Source organism: Dorea chungnamensis, from assembly GCF_039832125.1.
Taxonomy (GTDB): Bacteria; Bacillota; Clostridia; order Lachnospirales; family Lachnospiraceae; genus JAFBIX01.
Map to the genome: position 1 here is coordinate 288,584 of NZ_JBDOHT010000001.1, position 13,891 is coordinate 302,474.

Consider the following 13,891-nt stretch of genomic DNA (forward strand, 5'->3'; position numbering starts at 1 on the left):
AAAACGCCCTAACCATGGGCGTTTTCGTATACTAAAAAAACGATAGCTCCGATTTTCAAATTGTATCAATTTGATTACGCAATATGGTGTGAGAGGTCGAAAATTTCTCAATTAGAGAAATTTTCTCCTACTCGATTGATTTTTGTAAGAAGGAATTTCATGGCTTGGTTGAGGAAACCGACGAGATCTCTTCAAAACCAAGTAAGCTGCCAGCATCTCCGATGATTTGCTCATCGGTTGATGGAAAAGTACGAAAATATAGTCGGTAATAGTGCCCTTGAAGCAGTTTTACACTTTTATCTGTCGTGAACTGATATTCCCGGTCATCGCTTCCGATAAGATGTATTTGCTGTGTTTTCTTAAAGGCTGAAACTTCCCGTTTGCTGCAGTATCCTTCCACTGTCAGGTAGGAACCGGAATGGATGAGATGATGCAGGCTGATGCATCGAATCAGGCAGCATGCACCGATCACGAGGCTCATAATGAGAAGGATTTTATCTTTTGTCTGCAGCCCGATGATGCATCCGAATAGTACACAAAAAAAGCCGATTGCCGCCTGGGCAACCAGCTTGAATAATAATGGTTTTGGCATAATACTCCTTTCAAAATCGTTGAAATGAAATTTGCTTATTAAGATACAGATTGCCCACAGCCTGCAGGACCGGATACTGGATATGCAGAATCTGTGCCTGGTCAGCCAGTGTCTGGTAGGTATCTTCCGTTCCATCATAGAGTTGTGTGAGGACATCCTCTTCCTGCTTTGGTACTTTCTTTTGATCTACACAGGTCACCAGTTCTGCAGTGGTTAGCGGAATGGTTTTTGTAAGCTTTAAGACGGTTTCCTCAATGGGCGTGTTTTTTTCTTTCTGCAGATATTTTCCAAAATCTCCGGGCTTGATTTTCCCTTCTACATAGAGCTGGATACAGGTAAATAGCCGGGTGGAGAAAGTTTCGTGAACCGGAAGGATGTGAAGTTTTCCTAACAGCTGATAGAGTGCATCTACGCCGGTCACTCCTTCTCCTTTTGCAATCAGGCCGCGCAAAAGCAGCCGGTTCAGATAGTGGGAAAATGCCAGTCCGTCCGGTCTGCCGCTGTTTTTAAGCCGCACATGGTAAGCAGACTCCAGTTCGTGTATCTGCAGAATCTGGAAGGCAAGGCAGCTCCAGAGAATCAGTTCGTGGTCGCATAGCCCGAATTCCTGATGATTATTAAGAACCATAGGAGTGGATTTTCCATCTGTATTTTTGACAAATTTTAATGTGCCGATGGCGGTATAAAGTGTCAGCATAGAACTGCCTCCTTCTTGTTATGATGCTAATATCTCATATAATATCTCATTTTCTTTCAGCCATTTTCTCGCCTTGCTCTGCCATGCCCTTACCCTGTTGGAAGGAACCTGATATAGTTTTGCAAGCTCTCGATCGGTGTAACCGTCTTGCTGCAGACGGAGAGTGGCAATTCCTTTTTGTATCATATTGCTGCTTGCTGCTTCCAGTTCCTTCAAGTATGCAGTGGACAGGTTTTGTATCGCTTCCTGCTCCGTGGAAAGGGAAGTACGATTCTGGTGAAACTCACCTTCATAAGAGTGACCGTCCTCGGATTCCAGCAATGCATCTAAGGAACAGAATCGTTTATTATATTGGTAAACGGTACGCCAGTATCCGTAGATCGCATTACGGACAGCAGCTCTGGCATATGGTCGGAAGGGACGGTGTCCATCGTATTTAGAAGCTGCATTGCACAGTGCCAGGTAACTGGTTTGTATCAGCTCCTCATATTCTTCTTGGGAAAGATTCGAGTAATTCCGTGTCAGGACATTTACCATTTGTGGCACCAGATCCATATTTTCTTCAACGAGTTGGCTGTAGGGGATAGGATTATTTTTCATGTCATCCACCCTCCTTACCCTGCAAGGCACAGTGGTACATGGTTGTAGCGAAGGACTTTCTCTGATTCTTCTATAAGTCGTTCGCACATGTACTCACTGAAATTACCGATATGTGCCTGTGTGGTGTCGAGGCAAAATTTGTCTGATATCCACCGGTAGGCATCTTTCTTGGACATAATTCCCTGTTTCCAGATCTGATCAAAGATCCGGTGTGCACGGATCCGTTTCTCACGAAGAGATTTATTTGCCAGAGTGCCTTTAGGGCGAGTGGTGCCGGGATGGACGCTGACGTAGGAATTGCAGACCGGATAGCGGCTGCATACATAAAGTTTGCCTTCCCATGCATTTTTTCCATGGACATAAGATGTATCTCTTAAAATGGCCGGGCTGCCACAGTAAGGGCAGCGTATGATTTGTTTCTTCATCATGATTCACCTCGCATTACGTTTTTTATACGTACATTTATCCTTTATTAGTAAGTTTATTACGTTTTCTATACGTATATTGTAAGTAAAAGTGTGATGAATTCCCATATATCAGGGACGAAAACAGGTACCCAAATGTTCCCTTTTTACCACTTTCTGCCATTTTTTATGAATGTTCTGGATAGAAAATGGTTTTGATTAATGGAAAAAGGCCACTGTCTGTAAAACGTTGGTAATTAACTGCCGTGAAGATAAACTTATTACAAAAGTATCGGAGCAGGAACAGTGCAATTAGTATCAAGCAGATCCGGTAGATGGTGAGCGCCTGCCTTTTCTTTTTGTGTAAAGAAGTAAATCTGCAGTACAGGATATAAACCATAGGGATAAAAATCAGGGTAGTGAAGCCCTTGTCAATCGTTTGGATGATCAGAGTAAGCATGTTGCACACCTCCTTGTCTTTATTCATTCTGTACGCAGAAACAAGTAAAAACGCAACTTACCAGTCATAGTTTTTCTCTTCCTGCATTTTTAGGAGTTCCATACAGGGACAGTCGGACTTGACTGCTGTTTTGATATTCAGGTAAGAGCGATATAAGGATAAAAAAGCAGATACAGATATGTTGCTTATGCATTCTTCCGGTTCCGGATAACAGGAAAATAAAATCCGGGCATCGGAAAGAGGAAGAATCAGCGGTTCTGCTGTAGCATCCGGATGAAATAGGAATCCGGGTTCCCTGCATATACCGGAAGTATTACAGGAAGGGCAGGTCACATGGATGCAGTGATGCCAGTTTCCATCACAGGCATCTAAAAATCTACGAACATGTTTAATATCTGTCTGGATATAGGTTGTTTCCATATTCATCACCAAAAAGCAGGCAGTCTCTATGGACCGCCTGCACTGAAATTAAAGATTATTTTTGTTTCTTTTTCCGGAAATAGATTACTGTAGCAATACCTGCGAGCAGAAGGGCACCTGCAGCAATACCTGCGTAAAGAAGAAGTGGGGTATCATCGCCGGTCTTGACTGGTGTGGAGATATCCGGAGTATCTTTTGGTACATCGGTAATTTTCACTGTCTGGCCGTTATCATTTATATCTTCGTGATTCGTCAGTTCCACTTCATTTTTGTTTTCTTTATCACCGGTAGATACATAGAGCTTTTCAAAAACAACTACATCATGTCCGGAAAGAGAAGTAGCATCAAAGGTAAAGGTTACTTCTACAGTGCCTTCAGAGTTTTCCGGTTTGAAAGTTGCTTCAGATATTACAGGTTTTCCGTCAATCAGTACTTCCTTACCGGTTTCCTTGTCCATCAAAGTACCTACGACCCGGTAGGTAAGGCCAGTTACCAGATCCTTGTAAGAAACGGTATCAATAATAGAGGTTTCTTTTTCTGCAAGGACGTCCTGGTCGCCGTCTTTTCCATCTTTAGCGGTAGTCTTAATCTCCGGGAAATAGATGGTCTGTGGAGCATCATCAATCTGGGTATGGAAAGCAACTTCTTTGTCCTGATAAGATACAGACTCAAAGGCTACTATCGTTTTGCCTGCGAGAGCAGTGGCATCCAGTGTGAAAGAAAGCTCTACAGTGCCTTCCGCATCTTCTGGTGTGAAGGTCAGTTCGGACGTAACTTCTTTTCCATCGATTTGCAGAGACTTACCAGATTCCTTATCCATCAAAGTTCCGGTTAACTTATACTCTTTATTTGGAATGAGATGGTAGGAAACGGTATCCGTAATGGTCAGTTCTTTCTTTGGAACTGCCATCTGGGTATTGGTATCCGGGCAGTTTGCCTGAGTTGCAATTTCCGGGAAAAAGATCTGCTGACCTTCATCTTCGAGATCTGCATGAACAGCAATTTCTTTTTTATCCTGTGTTACAGATTCAAAAACAACGGTTGTCTTACCGGCCAGTGAACTGCCGTCAAATTCGAAGACTACATCTATGGTGCCTGAGCTGGTTTCCGGTGTGAATGTTGTTTTGGCAGTTACCTGTTTGTTATTAATTAGAACAGGTTCTCCAGTTTTCGCATCCATGAGTGTGCCCGTTGCAGTGTACTTAAGGTTTGGAACCAGCCCTTTATACTGGATCGTGTCAATGAGTTTCACTTTCTCATCAGCATTTGCCATATGCTCACCGGTTTCAGAGTCTGTTGCCTGCGTGCCGATCTCAGGAAAAGAAATCTGCTGGTCTTCATCAGAAAGGTCCGCATGGACAGCCAGCTGTTTATCTTCCTGATACAGTTCCTCGAATACAACAGTTGTTTTTCCAGAAAGTGAGGAAGCATCAAAGGTAAAAGAAACTTCTACGGTACCGGAGGATTTTTTCGCTGTGAATGTCTTTTCAGAAGTTACAGGTTTGCCGTCAATCTGAATTGCTTCACCGGTCTCGGCGTCCATTAGTGTTCCAACCAGCTTATAGGACTGACCTTTCTTTAGTCCGGAATATTCGACAGTATCTACAAGAGTGACTTCTTTTTCCGGTTTGCTCATATGGGTACCTGTTTCTTTATCCAGAGCTGTCGTGCCGATTTCAATCAGGTCATCGGTCAGGGTTCCAAGGTCAATGGTAACGGAATCTTTATATACAGTCACTTCGAATTTTAAAAGATTCATGCCTTTATTGGATTCACATCTCTGCTCCTCAATGACATATTGATCATAGATAAGGGCACCTTTGGAATCGTCTGGCGTGGAAGATCCGAACCAGACCCCATCTTCCGATGTTTCTCCACGGTTGGTGTTCTGGGTGTGTTTGTTCCATTTGGAAGCTGTACTAGCATACCCATTTTTGTCCGTCACGATGGTATGGCTTTCTCCGGTTGTAACAGAGGTGATGGTAAATGGAATATCAGAAAGACGTTTTTGTTCTCCATCGGATACCTTTACCAGTTCCAGATCGCCACGGTAGATCTGTTCTTCGACAGATGCAGCATTGTAGCACTTTACGGTTTCCTTGGCACCATCGGCTGTGATCTTCTGTACGAATACAGTATCATTGGAAAAGTATCCGACAGGAGCTTTTGTTTCCTGAACAGTAACTGTTCCGAGCGGGAGACAAATGGTTTTTCCATCCGTCTGTGTATAGAACGCATCTCCAGATACCAGATAATCTTTGGAAAAATGAGATTTTCCTTCTGCATCGGTCTTAAATATCCAGGTACGTGCCGGTTTGGCTCCATTTGCGGAAGGATCCTGATCGGACTGTTCGGTATAGAATTTAACAGTAAACTGTGCATCCGCAAGAGATGCAGATCCTTGTGGCTGTGCTTCCTGTGATTCCTTGTCCAGTTTCTGAAGGAGCAGATCCATTGGATTGCTCTGTGGGATTTCCGTCACATTTACAGGCGTGGTTGCTTCGGATTTGACAGTGACGTTATGGGCTTTGGTGTCCAAGATGAATCCTTTGGAAGCTTTGGTTTCTTTTATCGTGTAATTACCTTCCTCCAGTTCTCCGGATTTTGCATAGCCGTTTTTATCTGTTGTCAATGTCTGTACCAGTTCCTCTCCTTTGTAAATGCCGTATTCGGCGCCCTGTAAGCTATAGTTACTGTTCCCATCGGAAACAGAGGCGTTGGCTGAAGATTTACGGATTTCCAGATAACCGTAGGGAACCTGATACCAGCTTCCAACAACAGTCTGGCTTCCGCTTCCTGGAATGATAAAGGCCCGGAAGTTTTCCGGGGGAGCAGGAAGGCTTTTGATTGCTTCAGTAACTTCTTTTGCTTTGTCAATGAAACTCTGGGGTGCGCCATGGAAGGCTCCGGTATCTGAAGAATACCCTGCATAAATATAGGCGACGACAAGATGTCCGATTACATAGGAATTGTCATCAGACCAGCCGCTGAAATATTTGTCTTTTACAGTCTTTTCATAGCCATAACCGCCATTTAAGTAATACAGTGCTTTCCGAAGCGGGGAATCCTTTGCCAGAAGGTCATAGGAATAACTGCCGGAAGCAGGGGTTTTCTTGAGTGGTTCCACACAGTAAGCGGTATTGTTCCCATCAAATGTCATGCGTGAAGTAAAATAATCTCCATACGGAATGTTCGCTCCTGCGTGAAAACTGACGGTACCGTCTGCCGCATGAACAGTCATGCCGCCGGAAAATACGGTCCCGACAGTAACCAGTACTGCAAGCAAAAATGCGAGCAGCCGGTGGATAGATTGATTTGTTCTTTCTAACATAAGTCTCCTCCTTACTTTGAAGATATGAAAAAGGCAGCGATTTCGCTGCCCCGGGTGTTAACCGGCTTTTGCTTCTTTGTGTTTCTGGCGTTCAATGATTTCCAGAAGTTCCTGCCGGTCGGTGGTAATTAGTTCCTTTTCCAGCGTGGATGCTTTGAATTCCACCGTAATGTTATTGTTGTTTGTTGAGATCAGGCCATTCCCCCTTTGAAAATGTGTGATATTCATGACTTCGGTTTCAGACAGGTGCAGGATATTTTTTACCCGCTGTGCCTCTTCATCCTCCATGTTCAGGATGATCTTGGTCTTACAGTTGTTGATGATACCTTTTCCATATTTACCATCATCCAGAGCAAAGAAATCATTTAAATCTTGTGTGGCAAAAATGCCGGCTCCTGAGTAGGCACGGATGATTTTGGCAATCTCCAGAACAAATTCTGCAGCCAGACGGTTACTGGAAGCACCGATGAGCTGCCATACCTCATCTACAAAGATCGCTTTTTCCTCTGTCCGGTTTTCTTTCGCTTTATCCCAGACGTAATCCAAGGCAACGAACATACCTACTGTTAAGAGATCACTGGAGCCTGTCAGCTCTGAGATATCCAAAACAGTATATTTATTGGTTAGGTCTACGTTGGTCTTCTGATTGAAAGAAGAAGCAGAGCCGTGGACCAGGCGGTTCAGGATATGTGCCAGACGTTTGGTATCCGGACTTTCCATCAGGATATTATAGACATCCTCAAGGATCGGCATTTCCTTATACTGGTCTGGATGATCCGGGTCAATCAGGGATTCGTTTTTATGCGTAATCCCTTTTCTGGCATAGGTTTTAATAAGTGCCTCATCCAGAAGCTGTTTCTCCTCATGATTCATGTCAGGAATCAGGAGAGAGAAGAAGATATGGAGCCTCTGGATTTTGGAAGCCAGAGCGGAAGCATCCAGTGTCGGTCCGTCCAGCAGTTCATTGACAGAATTATCAACTTTGCGGATCTCCATGACATTAATGCAATTTTGGCTGGCAGGAGAGATCTGGATGAATTCTCCACCCACGTTTTTACAGGCCCGGTAAAATTCATGTCCCTTCAGAGGAGCAATGATGAAGACCTGGATTCCCTTCCGCCGCATCCGAAGTGCCATAGTCTGCATGGTGAAGGTTTTGCCAGCACCAGAACATCCAAGGATACAGATGTTGGAGTTTTTATACTGTTTGGAATCAAAAATATCTGCGATGACCAGTGAATTATTATGCTTATTTACTCCGAATAAGATGCCGTTGTCGTCACAGATGGAGTAGCTGGTGAACGGGTAGCAGCTTGCAGCTCCCGTAGTCAGGACATTTCGTTTTGACAGTTCATAGAGTTTTTTATCCAGGTTTGCAAGCGGCAGGGAGGATAGGAAACCCTGTTCCTGTAAGAAGTAGCAGGAGTGCAGATCCATATCCTGGGAAATCAATAGTTTCTTCATCTCCTGAATACGCCACTGCAGTTCCTCAAGATCAGAAGCAGTAATCGTGATCAGGAGATTGATATAGTAAAAGTCTTCGTTATTTGCCAGACCAGCCTTCAGAAAGTATCCAGAGCGGATCGCAGAATCCAGATCATCAAAGTCTGCGTTTGTATCGGATGCATCCTTGATCTTTGAACGGTTGATACGGATCTGTTGTCCAAGCCGCTGCTGGATCTTATCCTTTGGCTGCTTATGCAGATAAAAATCAATATCTATGCCTTCCCCGGCGTTGATCAGTAAGGACAGCCAGCCGGGTGCGACTTTCTGTTTATAGCCGTCGCTTGGAACCAACAGGTACGCATGATAAATTCCGTTGATCCGCACATAATTGGAGTGCCGGAAATCTACGGACTCCGGTGCAATGAACTCGTTGATCCGGATATGATCCAGTTCTTCCTGGCGACCTTCCTTCATATAGCGTTCAAGTACATCTGCGATTCTATCCTGCAGAGGCTTTTCTGTACAAAGGGTCCGGTTTAATAATGTGTATAGGACATCGGTTGTAAATTCATCTTCATTATCATGGGTAACCACCTGATTCCCGCATTGATATAAGAACGTTTTAGCTGTCTGGGCAGCTGTCTCCAGTGCAGCAAGGATTTCTTTTTCTTCTACTTTCCGGTTTACATTGAATGGTTCATACTCAAAAATCAGAAAGAACCGTCTTGAAACGGCCTCTCTGGAACTTAATTTCTTTACGAACTGGATGTAATCCTTCTGTAGTTCCCGACAGTGCGGATTGGTCTCACGGGACAGTTCCAGTGCTGCCTGTTCCAGATGTTTATTGATATCTGCCTTTTTGGAGATCATCTTAATCTGCAATTTGACCGGGCTGATTTTTAAGTAGGAGATAAAGCTGTAAATGATGCCTTGCTGTTCCCTTGCACTTCGCAAAAGGAAGTTGATAGGTTCAATCTCCAGAATCTTTACATATCGGTGGTCAGTGGTATAGATGATCCCGTTGGCAATTTTATCAATCGGAAGATAATCCTCCAGTGTCATGTCCTTTCGCTTTTTCTTTTTCAAGGAAACGGAAGGTGAAGGATCAGGTTGTTTCTTATTGGAGCGTGCATCTTTTTTCGCAGCTTTCTCCAAACGTTTTGCCTCCTTTTGTGCAAGCTTATCCTGATGCAGTTTTTCTTTATGCCGTTGTTTTTCGGTTTTTAAACGCTGTTTCTTTTCACGTTTCGCAACCTTGAGAGCTTTCGCCTGTTCCTTTTTCCTTTGTTTCTTTTCAAATTTCAGAATTCGGATATCTTCCCTGGCCTGCTTCTTTATGCCGCGTTTTGTAGATATATCATAGAGGCGACGCTCTTTTTTTTTAGAGGCTGGTGTGGGAGAAACTTTTGAATCGGGTAGAATCTCTTCTTCTGAAGAAGATGGCATATTACAGGGAACCTCCTCATCATGTGTAGCTATCTCCATTGGTTGAGGTGATGGCTTCTCTTTTTTCTCCCGGTTCTTTTTCGCCGTTGGTTCTTTTTGACGAGGATTTTTACGCTGTTTTCCTTTTGGCTCCGGTTTGGTATCCAGCCGGTATAGGATTCTACGATTAAACAAAAAACGGACAGCATTCATCAGAAAAGCCGTCAGACTTTCCCCTCCGATGCCGATCAGGGCGACCATGGCTGCTGGAAGAGATGTCATACATAAAATGATGATCCGTATGGTCAGGGACAGGGGAAGATGCACAACAGGTATTGCAATCCCGATGGCAAGAATGGCTCCTTCAATAGCATTTCGGATCTTGAACATTCCTCCCATGAATGTACCCCGCTCAATAAAATTACGGGGGATTAAGGCAATTTGTTGTTCTTCAGGGTTGTTCACGGCTGCGCCTCCTTTGCATTAGTTTTCTTTTCCGGTTCTGTTGCTTCGATATCGTTTGGGGTATCAGCAAAACCGCCTTCCTGCATGGATTCTATTTCTTCTGTAGTAACAGCTGGAAGTTTATCATCCGTCTCACGTTCATAGGTAATTATGTTTTCACTGACTTGCAGTTTTTCTTCCCCAAATAAAAAAGCACCGGTACTGGTGCTGCAGGTAACTGGAAGGGTAGTATTATCAGAGAAAGCAAAAGTAAGCATGATGTCGTTTCCTTCCGGATAGGTGGTCTGTTCTGGAAGAAAGGTCACAGAGGTAATGTCTGTTTTCCCAGTTTCTTTGAGATACAGAGAAAATTGTTGCTTTAGTTCATTGATCTGGGTGTCTGCAAAAAATGCCTGTAATTCTTCAAAGGCTACGTATTTCAATGTGGGAAGTGAGGCAGTATCCTCTCCTTCCGTTTGGATTTCTTTTGCGGGCTGATTTGGGTCAGCCGTATGGTTTTTCTGTTTTTCTGCTTTCCATAAGGCAGGCAGTACAATGCCTGCTACGATCATGCCGATCATCAGCAGGATGGAAAGAATCAATTTTTTTCTGCTCATAAGCTCTCCTTTATTTCTTGTCAAAGATCCAATATGCACTTGCTGTTGCATGAATTTCTGACATCATATCAAATTCCCGGTTGATATAGTTTTTGGATGCACTGTCATTCGGATCGTTAACTAGTACCTTTCCGGAAGCCGTTACACCACGAAGGACAATGAAATGTCCGCCTCTGGTAAATAAGCCTGCACTTTGGGAACTGATGACAGGATGGCCTTCTGACAATGCTTTTAGGACTCTATTGGGATCGTTGGTCTGGGTGACCGATCCGCATCCAAAATGACTGGCTGCCGCTGCAAAGTAGGACCAGTAAGTGCCGACCCCCGGTTTGTAGTAAGAATTTCCACACCAGGAAACTGCATCTACCGGAGTGATGGTTTTGCCCGTTAAATAACTTGCGACCATGGCAAAACTGGTCGGGCCACATCCGCTGGTTGCAATGGAACCTCCGCCATATGGAATATTTCCGTAATCTGTCTGCAGGTAATGAGGTATCTGCATTCCATTTGCAGGATAGGTGCCGCCTGTAGAAGTAATGATGTAGTACCGGAGTACATGGTCTACGTATTCTTTATCGCCATATCTGGAGTAAGGCCAGTTAGGGCGGGCACACATCATATCAGAATAAGCGATGGCGTTTGCTTTGGTATAACCACCGTCCCGTTCCATGGCCCAGTCAATATAACCGGAACCGTAATTGTATCCCTGCAAAGCAAGCTTGATCCGGTCAAGATCTGTTGGACCGGTGCATCCGGCTTTATCCAGGGCATATTTGAGTTCTTGAATTCCGCATTCGATGCTGTATTCCGGATCTGTAATACCGTTAGGCACATGGGGATATTTCTTATTAAATCCACCTTCTGCCGCCTGCATGACATCAAGACCACGTCCTCCGGATTCCTGCATCATCACAGCAAGGATTAGTTCCACATAGGGAGTCATTCCGTATTTTGCAGCAATCCGTTCTACTGTTGCCCGGTAGCGAAGCACCTCATCGGATACATTGGCAGTTGCAACTCCGGAAGCAGAGGAACCAAAAAAGAGGGTCAGATTTTCTGCATAAGCGTCTGCCACTTTTTTCTGTTTGTCGTTCAGATGAAAGACATGGTCTGCAAAATAAGAATCACCGGCATAGTTGATTACAAAGTTATGCCGGGTAAAGGTAACCGTCTGAGTCTGTGAATCCGTTCCTTCACCGGCTTCCCCTTCTGCACCGGCATCCACCGTAACTTCCATGGTAACTGTCTCTGTTGATACGTCATAAGTAAAAAGGCCATCCTTATTCGCCCGGATGACCCGCTTCAGTTCCGTAACGTTGATATCCCGATAGTTGTCTTTACTTGCACAGAACTGGGCAATGAGCTGATTGGCATTTACAGAGATATAGTAAGCATAGGGATCCGTAATGGATACGGCATCACTTTCCGGTACACGAGAAGCCGCGGCATTCACATCAGCAAGTACCTCGTCGTGACATTCCTGTAAGACTTCTACAATGGCTTCATTAGCAGCACGTATATTTTCATTGATCCTGCTGTTACTGGTAAGTGCTCCGGTATTTTCGGAGAGATTTCCGAAGACAAGTCCCGGAAGCATGACTATGAATAATACTGGAATTAAAAGTAGAGAAACAATTCCAGCCACCGCCTTTTTTAAGATTTCCCGATTCTGGATTGCAGCACCAATAACGGCTCCAAAGGGACCGGCTGTGGCACCTTTTACAGCACCTGAAATAGAAGCCATAGCTCTGCCTACCAGAACTGCTTCATTCAGACCGGTCTGGTGATCTGCCAATTAAATGCGATCCTTTCTTGGAGGAGTCGGGGGCAGTTTCTGGTCGATGGATTCATGGTAGGCAACTTTTCCACCGCCTGCATCATAAGGGGTTTTAGTTACGGTATCCTGTGCATACTGCTTGTACCATGTGGCACCGTCTACAGACTGCACAGTTTCATATGTACCCTGTGAGGGAGCCATATATTGGTCTGCATGATAGAGAGCAAACTCTCTGGAACCTGATTCGGTAGATTCCGTTCCGGTGATCCGTCCGCCTCCGATTTCCATATTGGAATAATTGGGCAAAGGGTGTTCGGAATCTGCTTTCATTCCCATATAAGAAATATAAGCCTTTTCTGCATCTGCTCCTTTGATGGAACCGACCTGACTATAGTTACCTTGTGCAATGCGGCTGATCACATTGTTGGCAAAATCTCCACCTTTGTTTAAGGAAGAATGATACATGACACTGCCGATGCTGGAATGTTCTGTGTAGCCAGTTGCTGTATTGACTGCACTCCGTTCCACCTGCCTTCCGACAGCTCCGGCCAGTCCGCCTGACAGGAAGCTTCCACTGACAGCAGCTGCACCTGGAGAAGCAGGTGCCCGGTATCCGCCTCCACCGCCACGTAAATGCATTGAACTTGACAGGCTTCTTCCGGCGATTAAAAGCTCTGCCATCATGTTTCCGCCAGTGTTTCCTACATTGATGCCAAGGCTTGCCATGAAGGAATCGATTTTTTGGCTGACTTTTAAAAATGCGATTGCGCAGAGAAACCAGATGAATATATTACCGGTAACGGCTTCCTTTCCCTGGTTTGCCACTGCCTGTTCCACTTCTGCTTCCGTAAGTTCTGCCGCGAAGACCGGGAAGGAACAGAATAAGACCATGCAGGCAGTAAGTGTCAGCAATAATATAATTTTTTTCTTATGTTTCATGTGTTCCTCCTTTTGTTAGATAGATAATGGATTGGCCAGAAAAGTACCAACCATAGATGTAAACAGGCGCAGACACCAAGCATTCATCAGCAGTAGGAAAAATTGTCCACCAAGCATCCGACACCAACTCTTGAAAATATTACCGGTTGCCTGAGAAGAGCCCATTGCGAAAGCGACTGGGGCTGTATAAACAAGAACGCCGAGAAGAATGTAACGTTCTGCCGCTTCAAACAGTAGTTTGATGTAATTCCATGCCAGAATCAGTACCAGGATCAGTGCAGTAATCGCAACAGCTCCATTGGCACAGACACCGAGGATAACAGTGATAACGGAGTTAAAGTCTGCGAATTTTAGCGGAGGCAGATCTTCCGTCAGAATCCAGCTATATGGTGTTCCAGCAATGTCAAGTAAAAGATCTACGATATCTTTTGCATAGAAAGTAAGGAACAGGAAGATGAAAGAGCGCATGGATAATTTCAGTGGATCTTCTGCCTCAATTCCGGCACCAGCAAAGTAATTCTTAAATAACTGCCAGACCCAGTTCAGTAGGATCAGACCAATTGCCAGAGCCAGAAATACCTGATACATGCTTTCGGCTGCGGGGAAATATCTTAAAAAGGTATCCATAGAGCAGCCCAGAGCACCTAAGACTGAAGTGGTAATAAGATCCAGAATGTTCATGACCTGCTCTGCAATCCATTCCACGATTCCATCTAAGATTCCCATTTAGGCACCTCCT

At 44.5% G+C, this 13,891-nt stretch carries 11 protein-coding genes; all 11 read right to left on the minus strand.

Annotated elements, in window-relative coordinates; genetic code table 11:
- Positions 1-157: 157 nt before the first annotated feature.
- The gene (locus ABE613_RS01470; protein ID WP_347375424.1) at positions 158-592 is read right to left on the minus strand and encodes a hypothetical protein; all 435 of its coding nucleotides are present in this window, start codon (positions 590-592) and stop codon (positions 158-160) included.
- Positions 593-602: 10 nt separating this feature from the next.
- On the minus strand, positions 603-1,289 hold the full coding sequence (locus ABE613_RS01475; RefSeq protein WP_288859573.1) for a cell division protein: 687 nt from the start codon (positions 1,287-1,289) through the stop codon (positions 603-605).
- Between the two features lie 18 nt (positions 1,290-1,307).
- The gene (locus tag ABE613_RS01480; protein WP_347375425.1) at positions 1,308-1,889 is read right to left on the minus strand and encodes a sigma-70 family RNA polymerase sigma factor; all 582 of its coding nucleotides are present in this window, start codon (positions 1,887-1,889) and stop codon (positions 1,308-1,310) included.
- A 14-nt stretch (positions 1,890-1,903) separates the two neighbouring features.
- The gene (locus ABE613_RS01485; protein WP_330641367.1) at positions 1,904-2,317 is read right to left on the minus strand and encodes a zinc-finger-containing protein; all 414 of its coding nucleotides are present in this window, start codon (positions 2,315-2,317) and stop codon (positions 1,904-1,906) included.
- Between the two features lie 493 nt (positions 2,318-2,810).
- The gene (locus ABE613_RS01490) at positions 2,811-3,173 is read right to left on the minus strand and encodes a hypothetical protein (RefSeq protein WP_235250106.1); all 363 of its coding nucleotides are present in this window, start codon (positions 3,171-3,173) and stop codon (positions 2,811-2,813) included.
- 55 nt (positions 3,174-3,228) lie between these two features.
- Positions 3,229-6,504, minus strand: coding sequence for a VaFE repeat-containing surface-anchored protein (locus ABE613_RS01495; RefSeq protein WP_347375426.1), 3,276 nt, complete (start codon positions 6,502-6,504; stop codon positions 3,229-3,231).
- A gap of 57 nt (positions 6,505-6,561) precedes the next feature.
- Positions 6,562-9,840 carry a TraG/VirB4 family ATPase gene (locus ABE613_RS01500; protein ID WP_347375427.1) on the minus strand — a complete coding sequence of 1,093 codons (3,279 nt, stop codon included), beginning with the start codon at positions 9,838-9,840 and terminating at the stop codon, positions 6,562-6,564.
- The gene (locus tag ABE613_RS01505) at positions 9,837-10,436 is read right to left on the minus strand and encodes a DUF5038 domain-containing protein (RefSeq protein ID WP_347375428.1); all 600 of its coding nucleotides are present in this window, start codon (positions 10,434-10,436) and stop codon (positions 9,837-9,839) included. The genes ABE613_RS01500 and ABE613_RS01505 overlap by 4 nt, the downstream gene beginning before the upstream one ends.
- A gap of 10 nt (positions 10,437-10,446) precedes the next feature.
- The gene (locus ABE613_RS01510; protein WP_510182339.1) at positions 10,447-12,231 is read right to left on the minus strand and encodes a lysozyme family protein; all 1,785 of its coding nucleotides are present in this window, start codon (positions 12,229-12,231) and stop codon (positions 10,447-10,449) included.
- Positions 12,232-13,152 carry a hypothetical protein gene (locus ABE613_RS01515; protein ID WP_235250097.1) on the minus strand — a complete coding sequence of 307 codons (921 nt, stop codon included), beginning with the start codon at positions 13,150-13,152 and terminating at the stop codon, positions 12,232-12,234. It abuts the gene before it with no gap.
- A 15-nt stretch (positions 13,153-13,167) separates the two neighbouring features.
- Positions 13,168-13,878 carry a hypothetical protein gene (locus tag ABE613_RS01520; protein ID WP_235250095.1) on the minus strand — a complete coding sequence of 237 codons (711 nt, stop codon included), beginning with the start codon at positions 13,876-13,878 and terminating at the stop codon, positions 13,168-13,170.
- Positions 13,879-13,891 lie beyond the last annotated feature (13 nt).